This is a genomic window from Aureimonas mangrovi, assembly GCF_014058705.1.
Taxonomy (GTDB): Bacteria; Pseudomonadota; Alphaproteobacteria; order Rhizobiales; family Rhizobiaceae; genus Aureimonas; species Aureimonas mangrovi.
Genome location: NZ_CP059692.1, coordinates 3,399,159 through 3,420,332, shown reverse-complemented (window position 1 = coordinate 3,420,332; position 21,174 = coordinate 3,399,159). Strand labels below are relative to the sequence as shown.

At 68.0% G+C, this 21,174-nt stretch carries 16 protein-coding genes and 2 tRNA genes; 6 read left to right on the top strand and 12 right to left on the bottom strand.

Translation table 11 applies throughout. The annotated features are described in order from the left end of the window. Positions 1-7: 7 nt before the first annotated feature. Positions 8-1,396, top strand: a complete 1,389-nt coding sequence (locus H1343_RS16500) for an MBOAT family O-acyltransferase (RefSeq protein WP_185983906.1) — start codon at positions 8-10, stop codon at positions 1,394-1,396. Between the two features lie 48 nt (positions 1,397-1,444). Here H1343_RS16500 and H1343_RS16495 read toward each other — a convergent pair. Continuing rightward, positions 1,445-1,519: transfer RNA gene (locus H1343_RS16495), tRNA-Thr, on the bottom strand. Positions 1,520-1,681: 162 nt separating this feature from the next. Here H1343_RS16495 and H1343_RS16490 point away from each other — a divergent pair. Then, positions 1,682-1,757, top strand: a tRNA-Phe gene (locus H1343_RS16490). 232 nt (positions 1,758-1,989) lie between these two features. Here the strand turns inward: H1343_RS16490 and H1343_RS16485 are convergent. The 4 genes from H1343_RS16485 to H1343_RS16470 form a co-directional block, all read right to left on the bottom strand. Then, positions 1,990-3,666: an ABC transporter permease gene (locus H1343_RS16485; protein WP_425484605.1), complete on the bottom strand. Its 1,677-nt coding sequence runs from the start codon at positions 3,664-3,666 to the stop codon at positions 1,990-1,992. Between the two features lie 48 nt (positions 3,667-3,714). Next, entirely contained in the window at positions 3,715-4,731 is a 1,017-nt protein-coding gene (locus tag H1343_RS16480) for a Fe(3+) ABC transporter substrate-binding protein (protein WP_425484665.1), read from the bottom strand. A gap of 158 nt (positions 4,732-4,889) precedes the next feature. Further along, a complete protein-coding gene (locus tag H1343_RS16475; RefSeq protein ID WP_185983903.1) occupies positions 4,890-5,942 on the bottom strand; it encodes an ABC transporter ATP-binding protein in 1,053 nt (350 codons plus the stop codon). A gap of 116 nt (positions 5,943-6,058) precedes the next feature. Further along, on the bottom strand, positions 6,059-6,196 hold the full coding sequence (locus H1343_RS16470; RefSeq protein ID WP_185983902.1) for a hypothetical protein: 138 nt from the start codon (positions 6,194-6,196) through the stop codon (positions 6,059-6,061). A 317-nt stretch (positions 6,197-6,513) separates the two neighbouring features. Between H1343_RS16470 and H1343_RS16465 the strand changes: the two genes are divergently transcribed. From H1343_RS16465 to H1343_RS16450, 4 genes are all read left to right on the top strand, one after another. Next, positions 6,514-7,431, top strand: coding sequence for a siderophore ABC transporter substrate-binding protein (locus H1343_RS16465; RefSeq protein WP_185983901.1), 918 nt, complete (start codon positions 6,514-6,516; stop codon positions 7,429-7,431). 70 nt (positions 7,432-7,501) lie between these two features. Further along, entirely contained in the window at positions 7,502-8,455 is a 954-nt protein-coding gene (locus tag H1343_RS16460; RefSeq protein ID WP_185983900.1) for an ABC transporter permease, read from the top strand. 34 nt (positions 8,456-8,489) lie between these two features. Beyond that, a complete protein-coding gene (locus H1343_RS16455; RefSeq protein WP_246333639.1) occupies positions 8,490-9,446 on the top strand; it encodes an iron chelate uptake ABC transporter family permease subunit in 957 nt (318 codons plus the stop codon). After that, a complete protein-coding gene (locus H1343_RS16450) occupies positions 9,443-10,201 on the top strand; it encodes an iron ABC transporter ATP-binding protein (RefSeq protein WP_185983899.1) in 759 nt (252 codons plus the stop codon). Before H1343_RS16455 ends, H1343_RS16450 begins: the two co-directional genes overlap by 4 nt. Positions 10,202-10,240: 39 nt before the next feature. On the opposite strand, the gene H1343_RS16445 is transcribed toward H1343_RS16450, so the two are convergent. The 7 genes from H1343_RS16445 to H1343_RS16415 all read right to left on the bottom strand — a co-directional run bounded on the left by H1343_RS16445 (position 10,241) and on the right by H1343_RS16415 (position 21,165). After that, positions 10,241-11,557 (bottom strand): short-chain fatty acid transporter, encoded by a 1,317-nt coding sequence (locus H1343_RS16445; RefSeq protein ID WP_185983898.1) that lies wholly within the window; start codon positions 11,555-11,557, stop codon positions 10,241-10,243. A 152-nt stretch (positions 11,558-11,709) separates the two neighbouring features. Continuing rightward, entirely contained in the window at positions 11,710-15,096 is a 3,387-nt protein-coding gene (locus H1343_RS16440) for a molybdopterin-dependent oxidoreductase (protein ID WP_185983897.1), read from the bottom strand. 52 nt (positions 15,097-15,148) lie between these two features. Beyond that, positions 15,149-16,081 carry a carbohydrate kinase family protein gene (locus H1343_RS16435; protein ID WP_185983896.1) on the bottom strand — a complete coding sequence of 311 codons (933 nt, stop codon included), beginning with the start codon at positions 16,079-16,081 and terminating at the stop codon, positions 15,149-15,151. 11 nt (positions 16,082-16,092) lie between these two features. Beyond that, positions 16,093-17,733 (bottom strand): FGGY-family carbohydrate kinase, encoded by a 1,641-nt coding sequence (locus H1343_RS16430; RefSeq protein WP_185983895.1) that lies wholly within the window; start codon positions 17,731-17,733, stop codon positions 16,093-16,095. A 118-nt stretch (positions 17,734-17,851) separates the two neighbouring features. Then, the gene (locus H1343_RS16425) at positions 17,852-19,318 is read right to left on the bottom strand and encodes a mannitol dehydrogenase family protein (RefSeq protein ID WP_185983894.1); all 1,467 of its coding nucleotides are present in this window, start codon (positions 19,316-19,318) and stop codon (positions 17,852-17,854) included. A 78-nt stretch (positions 19,319-19,396) separates the two neighbouring features. Then, a complete protein-coding gene (locus H1343_RS16420) occupies positions 19,397-20,167 on the bottom strand; it encodes an L-iditol 2-dehydrogenase (RefSeq protein ID WP_185983893.1) in 771 nt (256 codons plus the stop codon). Then, on the bottom strand, positions 20,164-21,165 hold the full coding sequence (locus tag H1343_RS16415) for an ABC transporter ATP-binding protein (RefSeq protein ID WP_185983892.1): 1,002 nt from the start codon (positions 21,163-21,165) through the stop codon (positions 20,164-20,166). The genes H1343_RS16420 and H1343_RS16415 overlap by 4 nt, the downstream gene beginning before the upstream one ends. Positions 21,166-21,174: the final 9 nt, after the last annotated feature.

Genomic DNA, 21,174 nt, shown 5'->3' with positions numbered 1-21,174 from the left:
GCCGCGGATGCTGTTCCAGACGCAGGGCTTCCTGCTCCTTTTCCTGCCGGTCTTCCTCGCCTGCTACTACGCCGCCGCTCGGCATACGGGCCTGCGCGTCGCGGTGCTCGTCACAGGTTCGCTCGTCTTCTACGGCTTTTGGGACGCGCGCTTCGTGCCGCTGCTCCTCGGCCAGATGCTCGGAACCTGGCTGTGTGCGGCGCTCTTCTTCCGCACCCGCCTGCGCGCCATCCTCTGGATCGGCATCGCTGCCAATCTCGCGGTGCTCGCGGCGTTCAAATACGTCGACTTCCTTGTCGGCACGGTGGAGGCGATCAGCGGCCTCGATCTGCCGCGCGCCGGCTGGCTCCTGCCGATCGGTATCTCGTTCTTCACCTTCGAAATGGTCTCGTATCTCGCCGATCTCCTGCGCGGCCACGAGGTGCGCTACCGGCTCAGCCGCTTCTCGCTGTTCATACTCTTCTTCCCGCGCCTCATCGCCGGGCCGATCGTGCGCCACAACGAGATCGTCTGGCAGTTCGAACTCGACCCCGTGCGCCCCGGCCTCGCCGAGCGCTTCGGCAAGGGGTTCGTGCTCCTGACGATCGGCCTCGCCAAGAAAGTGCTGATCGCCGATCCGCTGGCGACGCTCGCCGACCCCGTCTTCGCGCAGGCCTCCGGCGCCGCCCCCTCGCTGATCGACGCCTGGGCCGGCACCCTCGCTTTCACGCTGCAGCTCTACTTCGACTTCTCGGCCTATTCCGACATGGCGATCGGCCTCGCCCTGATGATGGGCCTCGCCCTGCCGGTGAACTTCGACGCGCCCTACCGCGCCGCCTCGCTGCGCGACTTCTGGCGCCGCTGGCACATGACGCTCTCGCGCTACATCCGCGACTATCTCTACATCCCGCTCGGCGGTTCGCGGCACGGCATGGGCACCTTCGTCACTGCGACGATGGTGTCGATGACGATCTGCGGCCTTTGGCACGGCGCGGGCTGGACCTTCGTCCTGTGGGGCGCTCTGCACGGCGCAGGGCTCGTCGCCAACCGGGCCTGGCAGGGCGCCGGGGCGCGATTGCCCGTCGTCCTCGCATGGCCGGTGACGATGCTGTTCGTGATGGCCGGCTGGGTGCTCTTTCGCGCGCCCGATTTCGGCACGGCGGCGTCGCTGTATGCCGGGCTCGCGGGGGCGGGCGGTCCGGGCGCGCCGATTGTGGAGGCGACATCGCAGACGGTGTTGTGGACGCTTCTGGCCGGCGCCATCGTCGCGCTCGCCGGGCCGACCTCGCAGGTCTATGTGGAGCGATTCCTCATCCCATGGAGCGTCGTCGCGCTCGGCTGGGCGCTCGCCTTCGTCTACTGCGTGCTGGCGATCGGCGGGCAGAACCCAGTGAGCTTCATCTACTTCCAGTTCTAACGCGCGAAGCACGCTGAATGGCGAAAGAGGCCTGAATTTTCGGAAGAATGGTGCTGCGAGAGAGGATTGAACTCTCGACCTCTCCATTACCAATGGAGTGCTCTACCACTGAGCTACCGCAGCGACGACGGCGGCTCTATCGCATAGCGCCGGGCCGTGTGCAAGTTGCGCCGGCCACCATTATGACCGGCTCCGCGCAAAGGGCTGGACAGCCCAAATCGCGTTGCCTATAAGGCGCACACCTCGCCGCCGGCCGACCTCAAAATCGGCTCCGGTGCTTGGTCGGCCCAGGTAGCTCAGTTGGTAGAGCATGCGACTGAAAATCGCAGTGTCGGCGGTTCGACTCCGTCCCTGGGCACCATTTCCCACTGAAATGCCGTAACTGTCCTCGGGCCTCCGGCATCGCGGGCTTGGCTGAGCTTCGCTCGCTGGTTCTCCTCCAAGTCGCCCTGCGCGACGGGATGTCTGCGTCGAGCCTCCATCGAGGAGGAAGCTTAAAGCGCCGTGCTACGGGTCGCGTCGAGACTTCCGCCCCGTCTCGATCACGCCTGCCTGTCCACGAGCGGGAACGGGGCTCGGCCCGCCTCTCCGCATCAGCGTGCGCGGCCCGTGCGTGCGAGAAGGACGACCGGAAGGATCCCGATCGCCACAATGATGAGAGCGGCGAGAGCCGCGTCCTCGTAGGTTCCGCGCGCGGCTTCGCCGTAGAGCAGCGTCGACAGGCTCTCGAAATTCAACGGCCGCAGGAGAAGCGTCGCCGGCAGCTCCTTCATGCAGTCGACAAAGACGAGGAGGCCGGCCGCCGTCAACGCCGGGCGCGTCAGAGGCAGATGCACGGAGACGAGCGTTCCCGTCGCACTGCGGCCGAGCGTGCGCGCGGCCTGGTCGAAGGACGTCGGAACGCGGCTCATGCCCGCCTCAATGCCACCGGAGGCGATGGCGAGGAAGCGTGCCGTGTAGGCGTAGATCAGCGCCGTCCCGGAGCCGAGGATCAGAAGTCCCGTCGAGACGCCCAGCCATTCGCGCGCGAAGGCGTCGAGCGTGCGGTCGAAGGCAGCGACCGGGATCAGGATGCCGATGGCAAGGACCGTGCCCGGCACGGCGTAGCCGAGGGTGGCGATGCGCGCAGCCGTGTTCGTGGCGCGTCCGGGCCGCAGCCGCGCGGCATAGGCGATGGCGAGGCCGAAGATCAGGATCACCGCCGTCGCAAGCGCCGACACGGTGACGGTGTTCACCGTCGCGCGCCACAGGGCCGGGGAGAAGCCGGCGAACTCGATCCTGCGCACGGCCGAGACGACGAGATAGGTGGCGGGGCCGGCAAAGCCGATGGCGATCGGCAGCGCGCCGAGGCCGAAGGCGCAGACGGCCTTTGCGCCGCGCAGTTTCAGCGGCACCATCGGCCGGGCGCGCTGGGCACTGGTGGCGAAGCGCTGGCGGCGGCGGGCCCAGCGTTCGAGAACGATGAGCGCGATCACGAAAGCCAGCATGGCGATGGCGATCTGCGCGGCGCCCGGCAGGTCGGTGCGCACGATCCACGTCGTGTAGATCGACGCCGTCAGCGTGCGGATGCCGAGGAATTGCGCGGCGCCGACGTCGTTCAGCGTCTCCATCAGAACGAGAGCGACGCCGACGGCGATGGCGGGGCGGGCGAGGGGAAGGGCGACGCGCCAGAACAGCCCGGAGCGACTGACGCCGAGCGTGCGCGAGACCTCGACGAGGTTGGCGGCCTGCGTCAGGAACATCGCGCGCGTGGTCAGGTAGACATACGGGTAGAGGACGAAGCCGAAGACCAGCACGGCGCCCCACATGGCTCGGATGTCGGGCAGGCGAAACTGGCGCGGGCTCGTATAGCCGAGCACCCAGCGGACCGAGCCCTGCACCGCGCCGAGCGGGCTGAGGACGTCGAGATAGGCGTAGGCCATGATGTAGGTCGGCACGGCGAGCGGCAGGAGCAGCGCCCATTCCAGAACGCCTCGGCCACGAAAATCATAGGCGGTGACGAGCCACGCCGCGCCGGTGCCGACGCAGGTGGCGATGACGCCCGTGCCCAGAAGCAGTAAGCCCGTGTTCCAGGCGGCCTGCGGCAGGATGTTGGCGACGACATGCGTCCAGAGCGTGCCGGTATCGGCGAGCGCGGCCCAGGCGATGGTCGCCACAGGCAACAGCACGAGAGCCGCGGCGGCAAATGCCGTCGCGGCCCAGGGTGTCATCGCCGGGCGTGCGCGCGCACTTACGCGCGTGGGGGCCGGCATGGTTGTCTGCATGTGCATCGCCGATAGCGGCGCGGCGAGGCTGGCGCCCCGCCGCGAAAAGACCGATCAGTTGCCGAAAGTGTCGAAGCCGATCTCGTCCACGATCTCGCTCGCACGGGTGCGGTAGGGCAGAATTTCGGCGAGCGGCGTCGTGTCCGGGGTCATCTCGCCCCAGGCTGCGACGAGCGGCGCGAGCTCGGCATTGGCGTTGACCGGGTGCTCGAAATTGGCCTCGGCGTACATCGCCTGCGCCTCGTCGGAGACGAGATACTCGAGAAGCTGCACGGCCTGCTCGCGGTTCGGCGAGTGGGCCGCGACGCCGGCGCCGGTGATGTTCACCTGCGTTCCACCGTCCTCGAAGGTCGGCAGCACGACACGGATCTCGTCGGACCAGGCCTTCTGCTCGTCGCCCGAGCGCCCGGAGGCCATCAGGCCGGCGTAGTAGGAGTTGGCGACGGCAATGTCGCAGACGCCGGCCGCAATGTCGCGTGCGCCGTCACGGTCGCCGCCGGCGGCGACGCGGGCCTGGTTGGCCTTCAGACCCTCGAGCCAGGTCTTCGTCTCTTCTTCGCCGTGATGCGCCATGTAAGTCGCGAACAGCGCCGTGTTGTAGGGGTGCTGGCCCGAGCGGATGCACAGCCGGCCTCGCCATTCCTCGTCCGCCAGATCCTCGTAGGTGATGCTGTCGAGGTCGACATCCTTGGCGACGTAGACGACGCGCGCGCGGCCCGACAGCGCGAACCAGTTGCCCTCGGGGTCTCGAAGCGCTTCCGGCACAGTGCTTTCGAGCACGTCGGACTCAACCGGTTGCGTGAGGCCCGCATCGACGAGGTCCATCAGCGCACCGAAGTCGACGGTCATCAGAAGATCGGCCGGCGAACTCTCGCCTTCGGCCTGAACACGCTCGATGAGGCCGTCCTGAAGGAAGACGGTGTTCACGGTCACGCCGGTTTCCTCGGTAAAGGCGTCGAGGATCGGCTGGATCAGTCCCGGCTCACGGGTCGTGTAGATGTTCACTTCCTGCGCCATGGCAGGAAGAGTTGCGCCAAGAAGGACGAAAGCGACGGAGGCGGCGGACGTCATCATTTTGTGCATCGGGAGGGTCCCTCTCCAGAAAGAATGCGCGAGTCTAAGCATTCGCGCCGAACGAGACCCTTAGTCCACGGAAACAAAACTCCGTCAAGTTTACAATTACTTTAGAGTTATTCCAAGTACGTCATTGCATTAGGACTTTGGGCACGTCAGCCGGACAGCCCATCCGCCTCGCCTGCCGAAAAGGCCATGACGTCCCGAGGCGCGACCGCGATGCGTGTCGTCTGCCCTTTGCCCAGCGCGGTTCGCACGCTGGACCGGGCGACGATCGGCGCCTCGATCCCGTCCACGGCCAGGAGCGTCTCCTCGATCTCGCCCAACAGAACGCGATCGACGACGCGCGCGGGAACGCCGGTCTCGCCGAGCGCGATCGCCGAGGGGCGGATGAGAAGCTGGACGGGGCCGTCTTCACCGCCGGTCGCCGGGAAGCGGCCGAGCGGGCTTTCGAGCCACCCGCCCGATCTGGTGGCCGGCACGCGGTTGACCTGCGAGAAGAACGCGGCGGCGTAGGCCGTGCGCGGCGCCCCGTAGATCTCGTCGCGGGTGCCGGCCTCCACGATCCGGCCGGCCTTCATCAGGGCCACCTTGTCCGCCAGCGCCAGCGCCTCTTCGGGGTCGTGCGTGACGATGATCGCGGTGGTCCCGAGCGCGCGCAGAAGCGCCATCGTCTCGCGCCGCACGGTGTCTCGCAGTCCGCGGTCGAGATTGGAGAAGGGCTCGTCCATCAGCAGGACGCGGGGCTGGGGCGCCAGCGCGCGGGCCAGCGCGACGCGCTGCTGCTCCCCGCCGGAGAGTTCGTGCGGATGGCGCTCGGCGAGCCTGCCGATGCCGATCCGTTCGACGATCGCCTCGACGCGCTCGGCGGCCGCCCTGCGTCCCAGCCCCCTCAAACCGAAGGCGATGTTCTGGCGCGCCGTCAGATGCGGAAACAGCGCGTAGTCCTGAAACATGAAACCGACATTGCGGCGCTCGGGCTCCACGAAGATGCCATCTCCGACGATCATCCGGCCGTCGAGACGGATCGAGCCCGCGTTCGGGGTCTCGACCCCCGCGATGATACGAAGGAGCGTGGACTTGCCGCAGCCGGAGTGGCCCACGAGGGCTGCGATCTCGCCCTCGGCCAGCCGGAGTGAAATGTCTGCGATCGCTGTGAAGTCCCCGAAGGAACATCGAACGGCGGAAATATCGAGGCAGGGCGTCATGGATGCAGCATGTCTGAAAGGGAGCGGTGGCCCCGAAAAGGGGCTGGCCGTGGCGGGGAAGTCAAGAGCACGCCGTCGGCTCTTGCTCTGGTCCAGCGGCTGGAGCATGCGGGAGCTCAGAAGTCGAACGAGGCCGAGAGCGTGTAAGTGCGCGTCGCGCCGACGACCTCGTCGAGTATCACCGTTCCCTGCGGTGTGCGCTGCTGGCCCAGCGCGCCCGTGCAGGCCAGCGCAAGTGCGGATGCGCCCGCCAAGGCGCGGACGCTCGAGTGATGACCGATGACGTGTAGACTTCCCCGCGGCATGATCGATCCCCAATCCAAGCCAGCAACAAGAAATATTCGGATAGCGACGACTCATGTAAAGAGCAAGTTTGTATTCAGATTAGAAGCGTTCTACAGTCTAACTGTATTGATTCTAAACTGAGTGTATTGGTGGCCCCGGGCGCGGATTCAACGCGATCACGTTTGCGCGCGGCCGCTCCGGGGCAGCGAGCCGAGCTACAAGAGAACTGGACTCGCGTCGTCAGCTATTGTTCAAGGAGCCGTCTCGTCGAACCCGGAACCGCACCATGTTCAAGACCGCCGGCGGCCTCGTGGCCCTCGCCACCGTCCTCCTTCTCGCCCCCTCAGCCTCGGCGCAGCCGATTGAGATCGAGCATGCGCAGGGCACCACGACGCTCGATGCGGTTCCGCAGAGCGTGATGGTCACGGACTGGGCCGCCTTCGATAACCTCGATGCCCTCGGCATCGAGGTTATCGAAGGCGTGCCCGCCTCTGCCACGCCGCCCTATCTGGCCGGCCGCGTGCCGGCCGATGCGCAGGCGATCGGCTCGCTCCAAGAGCCCGACATCGAGGGCATCGCGGCCGCCGATCCCGATCTCGTCATCGTCGCTTCGCGTTCACGCACGTCCTATCCGATGCTCTCCGGCATCGCCCCGACGATCGACCTCACGGTCGACAACCACGATCTGATCGCGGGCGTCGAAGCCAACATCACCCGCCTCGGCGCAATCTTCGATCGCGAGGAGCGGGCCGGCGAACTCGTGGCCGCGCTCGATGCCAAGGTCGAGGAAGCGCGGGCGGCGGCTGAGGGCAAGGGCACGGGGCTCGTGATCGTCACCAATGCAGGCAGGCTCGGTGTGTACGGGCCCGGCTCGCGTGTTGCCTGGATCTACGACGCGCTCGGCGTGCCGTCGGTCTTCGACGATGTGGACGACAGCGACCACGGCGGCGACGCGATTTCCTTCGAGTATCTGCTCGAGACGAACCCCGACTGGCTCTTCGTCGTCGATCGCGATGCGGGCGTCGGCGGCGAAGGGGCCGCGCGCGCGCTTCTCGACAACGATCTGATCCATGAGACGGGCTTCTGGCAGAACGACCGGATCATCTATCTCGACCCGGCCGCGGCCTATGTGACGATGCACGGATACAGCGGGCTGATGGTGCTGCTCGATCAGGTGATCGCGGGCTACGAAGACGCCTCCTGATCGCTGCACGCCTTTGATCGGGATAGAGACCAGGGCGCCGGGCGGGCAGGTTCGGGCAGGCTGGCCGCTGATGGGCGTTGTCGTCGCGCTGACGATGATGCTCGCCGTCGCAAGCCTCTTCGTCGGTATCAGCGACGTCTCGCTGTCGACGCTTTTCGGTGCGGGCGCGCACGACCGTGCGATGCGCGTCCTCCTCGTCAGCCGCATCCCGCGCACGGCCGCGATCCTTCTGGCCGGATCTGCGCTCGCCATCGCCGGCCTCGTCATGCAGATCATCGTGCGCAACCGTTTTGTCGAGCCATCGACGGCGGGCACCACCGAATCCGCCTCTCTCGGCTTCCTCGTCGTGACGATCTTCGCGCCGGGCTGGCCTCTGATGGCCAAGATGCTCGTCGCGGCCGTTTTCGCCTTCGCCGGCACCGCGCTGTTCCTGCGCATACTGCGCTTCGTGCCGCTGCGGGACGTCATGCTGGTGCCGCTCGTCGGCATCATGCTGGGTGGCGTCATCGGTGCGGTGACGACGTTCTTCGCTTACCGCTTCGATCTCCTGCCCTCCGTCCTCGCCTGGACGATCGGCGATTTCTCCGGCGTCCTGCGCGGGCGCTACGAGCTCCTTTGGTTCGGTCTGGCCGCTACGATCCTCGCCTATGTCGCGGCCGACCGCTTCACCGTCGCCGGGCTCGGCCGCGACGTCACGACCAGCCTTGGCCTGAACTACAAGGCGGTGATGACGTTCGGCCTCGCGCTCGTCGCGGTCATCTCCTCCGTCACCCTCGTCTCCGTCGGCTCGATCCCGTTCCTTGGCCTGATCGTGCCCAACGTCGTCAGCCTGATGGTGGGCGACAACATGCGCATCACCGTGCCTTGGGTCGCGGCGCTCGGCGCTCTCTTCGTTCTCCTCTGCGACATCGTCGGGCGCATCGTGCGCTATCCCTACGAGATCCCGATCGGCGTGACGGTGGGCGTCGTCGGTTCGGCGATCTTCCTTTATCTCCTCCTACGCGCACGAGGCTCGCGTGGCTGAGAGGTCCGCCGCCGCCCTCGCCGTCCCGGGACGCCTGCGGTCCGGCCGCGCGGCGATCGTGATCGCGATCCTCGCGCTTCTGGCGCTTGTGTCGGTCGCTGCCTTCCTGACGCTGGGCGCGCGGGGCTCGTGGAGCTTCGTCCTGTCCTTCCGGGGCAAGCGGCTTCTCGCGCTCGTCCTCGTCGCCTACGCGATCGCGGTCTCCACGGTGCTGTTCCAGACGGTCACCAACAATCGCATCCTCACGCCATCGATCATGGGGTTCGACGCGCTCTACGTCCTCGTCCAGACCTCGGTCGTCTTCTTCCTCGGAACGCAGATGCTGGTCCTGGCCGATCCGCATCTACGGTTCCTCGCCGAAGTGGTGGTGATGGCTGGGTTCGCCTGGATTCTCTTCCGGTGGCTGTTCCTCGGCGAGGAGCGCAGCCTGCATCTCCTCGTGCTCGTGGGCATCGTCTTCGGCATCTTCTTCCGGTCGATCTCCACCTTCATGCAGCGTATCCTCGATCCGAACGCCTTTCAGGTGCTCCAGGACGCGCTGTTCGCGAGCTTCCAGAACGTCGACACGACGCTTCTGGGCGTGTCCTTCGCGCTGGTGGCGATGGCGAGCCTCGTCCTGTGGGGCGTCTCCCACACCTTCGATGTCTTGACGCTTGGCCGGGCGCAGGCGGTCAGCCTGGGCGTGGACTATCGGCGCACGGTGATGACGATCCTGACCATGGTGGCCGTGCTCGTCGCCGTCTCCACCGCCCTCGTCGGCCCGATCACCTTCTTCGGCCTGCTCGTCGCCAGCCTCGCGCGCGCTCTTCTGGGCGACAGCCTGCACCGCCATGTCCTGCCGGCCGCCGTGCTCTTGGCCATCGTCGCGCTTGTCGGCGGCCAGACGGTCCTGGAGCGCGTCTTCTCCTTCGACACCGCGCTCTCGATCATCGTCGAGTTTCTGGGCGGTCTCGTCTTCATCATCCTCATCATGCGCGGAGCCGCCCGATGATCGTCACTTCCGGCGTCGGCAAGCGCTATGGCGGCACGCTCGTCGTCGACGATGTGACGCTGACCATCCCGCCGCGCGGCATCACCTCGATCATCGGCCCGAACGGGGCCGGCAAGTCGACGCTCCTGTCGATGATCGCGCGGCTGACGGGTCTCGACGCCGGCCATGTGACGGTGGACGGGCTCGACGTCGTGACGACGCCGAGCGAGGTGCTGGCGCGCCGCCTCGCCATTCTGCGCCAGGAGAACCACATGACGGCGCGCCTCACCGTGCGCGACCTCGTGACCTTCGGGCGCTATCCGCATTCGCGCGGGCGCCCGACGCAGGAGGACATGGCGCATGTGGCGCGCGCGCTCGACTATCTGGGGCTGACAGAGCTCTCGGGACGGTTCCTCGACGAACTCTCCGGCGGGCAGCGCCAGCGGGCCTTCGTTGCGATGGTGCTGTGCCAGGACACGGATTACGTGCTTCTCGACGAGCCGCTCAACAATCTCGACATGAAGCACGCCGCCGCGATGATGCGGCTGTGGCGTGGCGCCTGCCGGGACTTCGGCAAGACGGTCGTGGTCGTCCTCCACGACATCAACTTCGCGTCCTGGCATTCCGACCACATCGTCGCGATGCGCGACGGGCGCGTCTGCCGGCAAGGCACGCCAGACGAGATCGTCAATGCCGAGGCGCTGAAGGACATCTACGACATGGACATCGCGGTCCAGGACGTGAATGGCCGGCGGATCTGCCTGTTCTACGAGTAGTCCCGCCCGCCTCAGAGGAGGCGAGCGGTGTCTTGTGGCTCAGAAAAGCCAGAAGCCGAGCCCGATGACGATGCCCGACACGAAAAGCACCATCACGCAGAAGCCCATGATGTCTCGGGCCTTCAGGCCGGCGATGGCGAGCGCCGGCAGCGCCCAGAAGGGCTGGATCATGTTCGTCCAGGCATCGCCCCACGCTACGGCCATGGCGACCCGCGCGACATCGGCCTGAAGCGCGATCGCAGCCTCCATCATCACCGGACCCTGCACGGCCCACTGACCACCGCCGGACGGGACGAAGGTGTTGACGAGGCCTGCAGCGAGGAAGGTGAGGACCGGCAGCGTCTCGGCCGTGGCGATGTCCACGAAGAAGTTCGAGATGCTGGCCGTCAGGCCCGAGCCGCCGAGCATCCCCATGATGCCCGCATAGAACGGGAACTGGATGAGGATTCCGGCCGCACCCTTCGCCCCTTCGGTGAACGTCTCAAGGAAGCGACGGAGCGTGCCGTGAAGGCCGATGCCGAGGAAGATCAGGATGAAGTTGACGAGGTCGAGATTGAGCCCGCCCGTGCCACGCCACCAGTAGACCGCGACCGCCAGAAGGCCCATGGCGGCGATGATCCAGGCGAAGACGCGCGAGTTCTCCAGGCGTTCGGCCGGACGTGTCTCCGTCTCCTGCGTGACTTTCGTTTCCTCGGCGTCGAGACGCGATCCGACGACGACCGGATCCTTGATGCCGCGCATCATCAGCCAGTTCGTCAGCGGCACCGCGACCATCAGCGCCGCGACGATGCCGAGGTTCAGGGCCGAGAAGATCGTCTGATCGGTCGGGATGAGGCCGATCGTACCTTCCAGGAAGTGCCCCGGATTCGCGATGAGAAGCGGAACCGAACCCGACAGCCCTCCGTGCCAGACGAGGAAGCCGGAATAAGCGCTGGCGACGAGCAGGCGATAATCGACGCCCGGCACCCGCCGCGCCAGTTCCTTGCCGAGCACAGCGCCGATCACGAGCCCGACGCCCCAGTTCAGCCAACTGGCGCTCAACGAGACGACGCTCACGATCAGGATCGCGGTTCCGGGCGTGCGCGCGAAGCCGGAGACCCAGTTGATGAAACGGCCGAACAGCGGCGTCGATGCCACGGTGAAGCCGAGCACGAGGATGAGCGACATCTGCATGGCGAAAGACAAAAGGCTCCAGAAGCCTTCCTGCCAATAGACGAGCATGTCCGTCGGCGTCTGGCCTTCGCCCAGAATGCCCGCGCCGAAGACGAAGAGCGTGATGAAAACGACGATCACGAGCGGATCGGGCAGATACCGATCGAAGACGTGGACGAAGAAGTTCGTTGTCCGGCTGAGCATCGCGCGCTCCTCCTCACCGTGCGTTGTGGATTTCACTGATGCGGCAGGATCGTCGGCCTACAAATGCCGTAAAGGCAGATAAGCGGCGCTGTCCCCAACTTTGTGCGCCGTAAAGCGCCATTTGTACCGATGAATGTTGCGCGGCGGCGCGCTCAAGCGTCGATGGCGATATCGCTCGTCGGAACCATCTGGCAGCCGAGGAAGTAGCCTTCCTCCCTCTCGGGCAGGCCATCCGGCTGCGCGGCCTTACCCTCGACGAGGCGGACGAGGCAGCTCTCGCACTGGCCGACGCGGCAGCCGCTCGCCATCGTGACACCGGCCTTGGCCGCGAGGTCGAGGACGGAGCCGCAGGCCGGCGTCCACTCAGCCGTGAGCCCGGACCGACGGAATTCCACGCGGTGGCGTGCGTCCGGGTCGAGCTTCGGCCGCACTGGCGAGGCGAAGGTCTCCGAATGAATCTCGAAGGGCAGCACGCCGCGCGCTTCGAGGCCGGAGCGAACGCCGCTCATCATCGCGGCGGGTCCGCACATGTAGAAGCGCGCGCCGCGCGCGACCCAGTCCTCGTCGATCGCATCGGCGTCGAGGCGGCCGACCGGCACATTTGCATCCTGCGGCCCCGGCCGCGTGTAGCGGTCGATGACGCTCAGGCGCGGCAGCGCGTCGGCGAGTTCGCCGATCCGCTGCCGGAAGGCATGGGCGGCGCGGTCGCGGTTGCCGTAGAGGAGGATCACCTCGGGCATCGCCGCCGGATCGCCGACCGCGAGCGTCTCCAGATAGCCGATGAAGGGCGTGATGCCGATGCCCGCGGCGACGAGCACGATCGGCCTCGTGTGCTCGCGCGGGATCAGGAAGCGTCCCGCCGGGGCCGTCAGCCAGATCGTGTCGCCCGGCTTCACGGCGCGGTTCATGTGGTCCGAGACGAGGCCGCACCATGCCGCGCCGCTCTCGTCCCGGCCGGACTGGCGCTTGACGGTGATCCGGTAGGAGCGCTGCCGGCCGGGCAGGCTCGGGCCGGAGAGCGAATAGGCGCGCGTCGTCTCGTCGTCGCCCGGATGGCGAAGGACGACATGCTGGCCCGGCAGGAAGGAGGGCAGGGGCTCGCCATCCGCCGGGACGAACTCGATCGATCGGGCGTCCGTCGCCTCCGGCACGACCTTCGCCACTGTGAAGCGCCGCCAGTCCTTCCAGGGCGCGGGATCGTCGGTGGCCGCGCGTGCGATGTCGCACGGCATGGAGCGCAGCGGCAGCGAACCGCTCAAGGGGTCGACCGCGCTGTCGTCGACGAGGATGTTGATGTTGGCCGAGCCGCGCCCGAGCGCCGGAAAGCCCGGCAGGCCGAGATCCTGCGCGCCCTGCCACCAGCCGTAATCGGCGGCGACGACATCCTCGGCGAGCCCGTCCGAGAGCTTGAGGCGCATATGCACCGAACCGCGCTCGGTCGTGATGGCACACAGATCGCCCTCGACGAGACCGCGCGCCTTGGCCAGAGCGGGGTGGATCGTCACGGTCGGCTCGGGCGCGCGGCGGCGAAGGCTCGGCAGGTTGCGATGCTGGGAGTGGCAGTAGACGCCGATCTTGGCCGTCACCAGCGTCAGCGGGCTGCCGGTGCGCTTTTCACCGGCCGGCATGTGGACGGGGAGCGGCGGATAGCCATGCGCCAGCAGTCGCTCGCTGTAGAGTTCCACAAGGCCGCTCGGCGTCGCGAACGGCGCCTTCCCTGCCGCGGCGCTGCGCTCGTGGCGGCGGGGTGCGGCATCGACGGGAAGGGTCACGCCGCTCGGCGCCGCGCGAAGCGCCTCGACGGTCAGGCCCATCGGCGCCAGAGCGTGGTTCCAGCCGGCCTCGACGCTGCCGCCGAAGAAGGGCTCGGACAATCCCATGCGGGTCGCCAGCGCCATGACGATCTCGTAGTCGGGCCTCGCCTCGCCGCGCCGCGCCACCATGGCGGGGCGAAGCTGCACATGGCCCGCCGCTCGCTCGTCGATCTCGAAACCGAGGCGCAGGCCCTCGTGCTCCCACGGGCTCGTCACCGGAAGGAGGATGTCGGCATGGGCGTTGGTGGGCGTGTGGAAGAGGTCGCAATGGACGTGGAAGTCCAGCGCCTTCAGCGCCTCGGCGCCCCGCTCGCCACCTGGATGCGAGACAAGGAGATTGCCGCCGAAGCCGAGAAGCGCGCGCACGCGGTAGGGGGCGCCGTCGAGAGCCGCGCGGTAGACGTCCCGCGCCAGCACCCAGCCTGTCGAGGGCGGGCCGAGCGGCCGCTCGTCTATGCCAAGCGCCTTCTTCCGCTGGCCTTCGGAAAGAAGATCGAAGGTCGAGATCCTGTTCTGCGGGAGCGGCCCGTAGAGGCGGTTGCCGCCGGCCGCGTCGAAGGCGCCGGTCAACGCGTAGAGGACGGCGATAGCGCGTTCGGTCTGCGTCGCGTTGAGGTTCTGCCCGACGCCCGTCCAGGAATGATAGGCGACATGCGGTCCCGCTTCCGCAAGAAGCGCAGCCGCGCGCGAGAGATCGGCAGGCGCGACGCTCGTTTCGCGCTCGACGAGCGCCGCGTCGTAGGGCTCGCAGGCTTCTGCGAGGAGCGCGAAGGCCGGGCGAGCCTTGATGACCCTCCCGTCGAGCGCCCCGAGTTCGAACCGTCCGTCGAGTGCCGCAGTCTCGCAAGGGACGGCCGGATCGCGAGGAACAGCCGCGCCCCGCGCCTCGTCGAAGACGAGATGGCCGCGCGCGCCTTCCACGACCGCTCCGGCTTCGACGAGCCGTCCGTTGGCCACATCGACGAGAAGCGCGCCGTTCGTCCAGCGCCGCACGAAGGCCGCGTCGAAGGTCCCTTCGCGGATCATGAAGCGCGCGAGGCCGAGCGCGAGCGCGGCGTCGCTGCCGGGGCGCAAGCGCAGCCAGACGTCGGCCTGCCGCGCATGGGCCGTCTCGCGCGGATCGACGACGAGGAGCCTGGCGGTCCCCGCAGAGCCATCCGCCACCCGTCCGGCCTGCGCGAGCCACGTGTTGGACGGGTTATGGCCCCACAGGACGTTCAGCTTCGCCTTGGCGTAGTCGGCCGGCGGCATGCCGCAGCCGAAGGTGAAGGCGTGCGCGACATCCTTGTGCCAGTTGCAGATCTCGGTGCCGTAGATCGTGTTCGGGCTGCCGTAGAGGCGGATGAAGCGCTCGATCCAGTCGATGCTGTCGGAGATCGGCGTGCCGCTCGGCGTCGTCACCTCGAAGGCGACGCTTTCCGGCCCGGTCTCCTGCGCATAGCGCGTGAGCCTCCCGGCGATCTCGCCCAGCGCCTCATCCCAGGAGATGCGCTGCCAGCCGGGATCGGCCGCGCCCTTCGGGTGGGTGCGGCGCATGGGATAAAGCAGACGCTCCGGCGAGTGGACGATCTCGGGGGCGGCGCGCCCCTTTGGGCAGGTCGCCTTGCCGGTCGGGTGGTCGGGATCGTTGCGCACGGCGACGAGCTTGCCGCCGCGAACGGTGTTGATCGTGCCGCAGCGCGAGCGGCAGAGCGTGCAGTATCCGGCGATGTCCCGATCGGTCATGCCTCGCGTTTCAGCACGGCGGCGCCGGGCGTTCAATCGCGGGGGGCGAAAATCAGGCGAGGTCGGCGCTGCGCGGCAGGTCGGCGCCGCGGCGCGAGCAGGTGATGGCGGCGGCCCTTGCGGCATACTCCACCGCGCGGCGCGCGCTGGCCGCGTCGAGCACCACGAGCGCCTCCCTGCTCATCAGCCCCTCGGCCTCGAGGTGTGAAAGGAGAGCGGCATGGAAGCTGTCTCCCGCGCCAACCGTGTCGATCACCTCCACCTGTGGGCCCTGCACCTCGATCCGCCCGAAGGCCCCGTAGGCGCGGACCGGCTGCGGACCGTCCGTGACGAGGACGAGGGCGGGGCCCTTCGCCAGCCATTCCCTCGCCAGCGCATCGACGTCCGCGCCCGGCTCGAAGGCGTGACCAATGTCCTCGCTGGAGATCTTCACGATGGTGGAGGCGGCGATCGCGCGCTCGAAGCGGCCGCGCCAGACATCCTCGTCGGCGATGAGGTCGGGCCGCAGATTCGGGTCGAAGGAGACGACGCGGCTTGCCCTGGCGTTTTCGGCAAGGCGCAGCACGCTTTCGCCCGAGGGCTCGAGGCCGAGCGTGTAGGAGCCGAGGGTGATGCACGTCACAACTCCGTCGAGGTCGGTAGGGAGATCGGCGTCGAGGATGTCGTGGTCGGCCGCGCCCTCGTTGCGGAAGGAATAGGCGACGAGCCCGTCGGCGGCGACCGAGACGAAGGAGAGCGGCGAGGGGTGCCGGGAGTGCTTGACGTGGTCGAGGCGGACGCCCTCGCTCGCCAGCGCCTGGCGCAGGTGTCGGCCGAAGAAGTCGTCCGACAAGGCGCCGAGAAAGGCGACCTCGCGCCCAAGGCGCGCGGCGCCCACCGCTACGTTGAAGGGCGAGCCGCCGACATGGCCTTCCATCGACAGGGCGCCGCCGCTGGAGCCAGTCGAGAACACGTCGATCAACGCCTCGCCGCAGACCAGGATCATCGTCGTCTCTCCTATGCTTGTCGCAACGGTTCGGGCTGGGCCGCGCGCACCGCGCGCTCGGCCTTCCGCAGGATATCGTGGGCGCGCCGCTTGGCGGCGTGGAAGGGCGCAAGCGCCGGATTGGGTGCGATGGCTTCGCCGATCCCGCCCATCGCGGCGGCCGCGGCCGAAAGGCCCGGGAAGCGGCCGGCGGCGACGGCGCCGATCATGGCGCTGCCCAGAAGCACGGGCTCGCTCGTCTGCGGCAGGGCGACGTCGAGCCCGGTCGCGTCCGCGAGGATGCGGCGGGTGAGCCTGGAGCGCGCCGCACCGCCGGAGACGATGATCGTGCCAAGCCCGGCGCCTTCGGCACGCATCGCCTCGACGATCCGGGCGGTGCCGTAGGACAGGCCGCAGAGACCAGCCACGAACAGCGCCACGAGGCTCGCCTCGCCTGTGTCGAGCCCGAGGCCGCTGATCGCGCCGCGCGCGGCCGGATCGGCCTCCGGCGAGCGGTTGCCGAGGAACTCAGGCACCACGTGCAGGGTCGCGGCGAGGCGTGCTGCCTCTTCCGGCGAACCCGCGGTCTCGCAGGCGCGGCGCTCCAGATGGTCGAGAAGCGCGATGCCTTGCGCTTGCGCCGCATCGCGCGCGGCCGGAGAAGCCGGGTGCATCGACACGAGATGGTCAAGCGCGGCGCCATAGGCCGATTGACCGCCCTCCAAGAGCCAGTAGCCGGGCAGGAGGGCGTCGCGATATGGGCCCCAGACGCCGTCGACGAAGGCGGGCTCGCGCGTCACAGCCATCGCGCAGGACGACGTGCCCATGATGAGCGCCATTTGCGCGGCAGGGTCCGGCGCGGAGCCTTCCGCGCCAGCGCCGAGCGTGCCGATACCGCCCGCATGGGCGTCGATCGCGGAGGCGCCGACCGGCGTGCCGGGCCGAAGGCCGAAAGCGCTCGCGGCCTCCGGTGTCAGCCCCGCGCCGAGCGGCGCGCCGATGGCGGCGACCTGCGTGCCGATGCGCCGGAAGCCTTCGTCGGCAAGCTCTTCCAGCCCGATCGCGCGGAAGTAATCGGCGTCCCAACGCCCCTCATGGGCGAGATAGGTCCATTTGCAGGTCAGCGTGCAGACGGATCGCGCCTCGCTGCCCGTCGCGCGGAAGGAGAGATAGTCGGCGAGGTCGAAGAAGTGTTCGGCCGTATCGAAGACATCGCGCCGCTTCTCCTTCAGCCACAGGAGCTTGGGCGTCTGCATTTCGGGCGAGAGCGCCCCGCCCACGAAGCGCAGCACCGCATGGCCGCCCGCATTGATCCGCCGCGTCTGCTCGACCGCGCGATGATCCATCCAGACGATGATGTCGCGTTCGGGATCGTCCGAGCTGCCGACCGCCAGGCCCGTGCCCTCCGGTCCGACGACGACGAGCGAGCACGTGGCGTCGAAGCCGATCCCTTTCACATCCTCGGCCGCTGCGCCGGCGGCCTTCATCGCCTGGCGCACGCTGGCCCCGACGGCCGTCCAGATGTCGCGGGAGGACTGTTCGGCGATACCGCCATCCTCTCGCCAGAGGCGGATGTCGTGCCGCGCCGTGCCCAGAAGGGCCCCGTTCGCGCCGAACACGCCGGCGCGCGCGCTGCCTGTGCCGACGTCGACGCCAATGAACAGATCCGGCATGCTTGCTCCCCGCCTCCCGGCGCGGGACCTTACAGCATCAGCCGGAAAATCGAAGCCGATTTGCCCGAAGCCCGATGCGTCGACTGAGATCGGTTGGAAGGCGGAAGCGCCGCGACGCTCAGCCGATATAGGCGCGAAGCGTGGCTTCGACGCCCTTCTCGCGCAGCGAGGCGAGGGCGTTGGCGAAGGCGGCCGAGAAGACCGGATCGCCCGCCAGTTCGCCGTAGACGTCCTCAAGGGCGAGGAAGGCGGCCGGGTCCTTTTGCGCGGCGACGGCGGCGGGACGGATCGTTTCCATGTTCGGGTCGACGAGCGGCATTTCCTTGCCCGTCTCCGACGTGCCGCCGAGCGCGCGGCACCACAACGCCGAGACGAGCGCCAACCCCTCGACGCCGTCGCCCTTCGCGAGCCGGTCGCGGATGGTCGGCACGATGAACTTCGGCTGGCGGTTGGAGCCGTCGAGCGCAAGGCGCGCCACCGTGTCTCCGATCTTCGGGTTGGCGAAGCGATGCTCGATCAGCTTGCGGTATTCCTCGAGCGAGGTGTCCGGCACCGGCGGCACGACGGGGATGATCTCGTCCTTCGTCAGCTTCTCGAGGAAGGCGCGGATCAACGGATGCTCCATCGCCTCGTGGACGAAGTGGATGTCGAGCAGGATCGCCGGATAGGCGATCGCCGCGTGACCGCCGTTCAGGATGCGGATCTTCATCAGCTCATACGGCGCGACGTCGTCGACGAAGGTCACGCCGACGGTCTCCAGCGCCGGGCGCCCGGCGGGGAACTTGTCCTCCAGCACCCACTGCTTGAACTCCTCGCAGAAGACCGGCCAGCGGTCCTCGACGCCGAATTCGGTGCGAAGCGCCTCGATCTCGCGCCGGCTCGTCGCCGGCGTGATGCGGTCGACCATAGAGTTCGGGAACGCCACGTCCGAGCGGATGAAGGCGGCGAGTTCGGGGTCGGAGAGTTCGGCCGTGCCAGCGACGGCGGCCAGCGTCACCGCGCCGTTGTGGGGAATGTTGTCGCAGCACATTACGGTGAAGGGCGCGGTGCCCTTCTCGCGGCGTGCCTTGAGACCGGCGGCAATGAGGCCGAAGACGGTCTTCGGCGCGTCCGGGTTCCGCCCGTCCGCCGCGATGGCGGGATGTGTCGGATCGAAGCGTCCGGCCGAATCGATGAAGTAGCCGCCCTCGGTGATCGTCATCGAGACGATGCGGATCTCCGGGTCGGCGAGGCGCGCGATGATCGCCGGCGCGTCGGCGATCGGCAGGTATTCGGCCATGGAGCCCGTGACGCGGGCGCTGGTGCGCGCATTGTCCTGCTCGACGACGGTGGTCAGGAAGTCCTGCGCGGCGAGCTTTTCGCGCGCGGCCGACTCGCCCGGCAGGATGCCGGCGCCGACGATTGCGAAGTCATGGTCGCGGCCCGTGGCGAAAAGGTCGTCGAGATAGACGGCCTGATGCGCACGGTGGAAGTTGCCGATGCCGAAATGCAGGATGCCGGGCTTCAGGCCCGCGCGGTCGTAGGCGGGAACGGCCACCGTCTCGGGCATGTCGGAAAGGGTCGCGGCGGATAGGGTGACGCTCATCGGGCGCTCTCCTGGGACATGGTGTTGCGGTGTTTCACGTGAGGCGTCGCGAGCGAAGACGGCGCGGGCTTTCGCCCGTCAGCTCATCCAGTTGCCGCCATCGACATTGTAGGTCTGCGCGACGACGTAGCGGCTGTCGTCGCTGGCGAGGAACACGGCCATGCCGGTCAGGTCCTCGGCGGTGCCCATGCGCCCGAAGGGCACGGCCTCGCCGACGAGCCGCTTCTTCTCGCCGATCGGGCGGTTCTCGTACTTCGCGAAGAGCGCGTCGACATGGTCCCAATGGTCGCCGTCGACGACGCCGGGCGCGATGGCGTTGACGTTGATGCCGTGCTTGACGAGCGCGAGCCCGGCCGACTGGGTCATCGAGATCATCGCGGCCTTGGTGGCGCAGTAGACGGTGACGAGCGCTTCGCCGCGCCGCCCGGCCTGACTCGCCATATTGATGATCCGCCCGCCGCGTCCGGCCTCGATCATGGCGCGAGAGACGGCGCGCATCATGAAGAGCGGACCCTTCACGTTGACCGCGAAGAGCTTGTCGTACGAGCCTTCCTCGACCTCGTTCACCGGCGCCATGTCGAAGAGCGCGGCGTTGTTGATCAGGATGTCGATCGGTGCCTCTGCGGCAAGCTCCGCCACCACACGGTCGACCTCCGCCACGTTCGAAACGTCGAGCCGGCGCGCGCAGGCCCCGGGGCCGAGTTCGCGCGCGGTGCGATCGGCCGCCTCTCCGTCGAGATCGAGAAGGACGACGCTGGCGCCTTCGGCGAGATAGGCCTTGGCAAAAGCCTTGCCGATGCCGCGCGCTGCGCCCGTGATCAGTGCGCGCTTGCCTTCGAGGCGGTTCATCGGATCGCGAGGCCCTTGTCGTCGAAGCGGTGGATGCGGCCTTCCTGCGGGGTCAGCCACACCGTGTCGCCGTGCGAAACGCGGAATTCGCCGCCCGAACGCGCGGTCACCTGCTCGCCGTCATCGAGCTTCACATGGACGAAGGTGTCCGAGCCCAGATGCTCGGAGACGCCGGCCGTGCCCTTGATGGTGCCGCTGTCGCTCGAGAGCGTCAGGTGCTCGGGCCGCACGCCAACGGTCGGCGCGCCGAGGCCGGAGGCATAGGAGCCCTTGAGGAGGTTCATCTTGGGCGAGCCGATGAAGCCGGCGACGAAGACGTTGGCCGGGTTCTTGTAGAGCTCCAGCGGCGTGCCGACCTGTTCGACGCGGCCCTTATTGAGCACGACGATCTTGTCGGCCATGGTCATCGCCTCGACCTGATCGTGCGTGACGTAGATCATCGTCGTCTTGAGCTGCTGGTGCAGCTCGGAGAGCTCCAGGCGCATGTTGACGCGCAGCGCCGCATCGAGGTTCGACAGCGGCTCGTCGAAGAGGAAGCCCTTGGGCGCGCGCACGATGGCGCGGCCGATCGCGACGCGCTGGCGCTGGCCGCCGGAGAGCTCGCGCGGGCGCCGGTCGAGATAGTCGGTGAGGTTGAGGGTGGCGGCAGCTGCCTCCACCTTGCGGGCGATGTCGGCCTTCTTCTCGCCGGCCATCTTCAGCGGGAAGCCGATATTGGCCCGCACGCTCATATGCGGGTAGAGCGCGTAGGACTGGAACACCATCGCCAGCTCGCGCGCGGCCGGAGAGACGTTGGTCACGTCCTTGCCGTCAATGTCGATCTTGCCGCCGGATGTGTCCTCGAGGCCCGCGATGAGACGCAGGAGCGTGGACTTGCCGCAGCCCGACGGGCCGACGAAGACCACGAACTCGCCGTCGCGGATCTCGAGATCAAGGCCGGGGATGATGACGACGTCGCCGAACTTCTTGGAGACGTTGGTGAGGGTGATGGCGCTCATTTGTGCGCT

Bases quoted from the DNA above. Each gene is read 5' to 3' on its own strand.
- H1343_RS16415 (WP_185983892.1), bottom strand. From the start codon at position 21,165: ATGAGCGCCATCACCCTCACCAACGTCTCCAAGAAGTTCGGCGACGTC.
- H1343_RS16465 (WP_185983901.1), top strand. From the start codon at position 6,514: ATGTTCAAGACCGCCGGCGGCCTCGTGGCCCTCGCCACCGTCCTCCTT.
- H1343_RS16500 (WP_185983906.1), top strand. From the start codon at position 8: ATGCTGTTCCAGACGCAGGGCTTCCTGCTCCTTTTCCTGCCGGTCTTC.
- H1343_RS16450 (WP_185983899.1), top strand. From the start codon at position 9,443: ATGATCGTCACTTCCGGCGTCGGCAAGCGCTATGGCGGCACGCTCGTC.
- H1343_RS16440 (WP_185983897.1), bottom strand. From the start codon at position 15,096: ATGACCGATCGGGACATCGCCGGATACTGCACGCTCTGCCGCTCGCGC.
- H1343_RS16475 (WP_185983903.1), bottom strand. From the start codon at position 5,942: ATGACGCCCTGCCTCGATATTTCCGCCGTTCGATGTTCCTTCGGGGAC.
- H1343_RS16435 (WP_185983896.1), bottom strand. From the start codon at position 16,081: ATGATCCTGGTCTGCGGCGAGGCGTTGATCGACGTGTTCTCGACTGGC.
- H1343_RS16425 (WP_185983894.1), bottom strand. From the start codon at position 19,318: ATGAGCGTCACCCTATCCGCCGCGACCCTTTCCGACATGCCCGAGACG.
- H1343_RS16460 (WP_185983900.1), top strand. From the start codon at position 7,502: ATGGGCGTTGTCGTCGCGCTGACGATGATGCTCGCCGTCGCAAGCCTC.
- H1343_RS16485 (WP_425484605.1), bottom strand. From the start codon at position 3,666: ATGCACATGCAGACAACCATGCCGGCCCCCACGCGCGTAAGTGCGCGC.
- H1343_RS16445 (WP_185983898.1), bottom strand. From the start codon at position 11,557: ATGCTCAGCCGGACAACGAACTTCTTCGTCCACGTCTTCGATCGGTAT.
- H1343_RS16480 (WP_425484665.1), bottom strand. From the start codon at position 4,731: ATGACGTCCGCCGCCTCCGTCGCTTTCGTCCTTCTTGGCGCAACTCTT.
- H1343_RS16430 (WP_185983895.1), bottom strand. From the start codon at position 17,733: ATGCCGGATCTGTTCATTGGCGTCGACGTCGGCACAGGCAGCGCGCGC.
- H1343_RS16420 (WP_185983893.1), bottom strand. From the start codon at position 20,167: ATGAACCGCCTCGAAGGCAAGCGCGCACTGATCACGGGCGCAGCGCGC.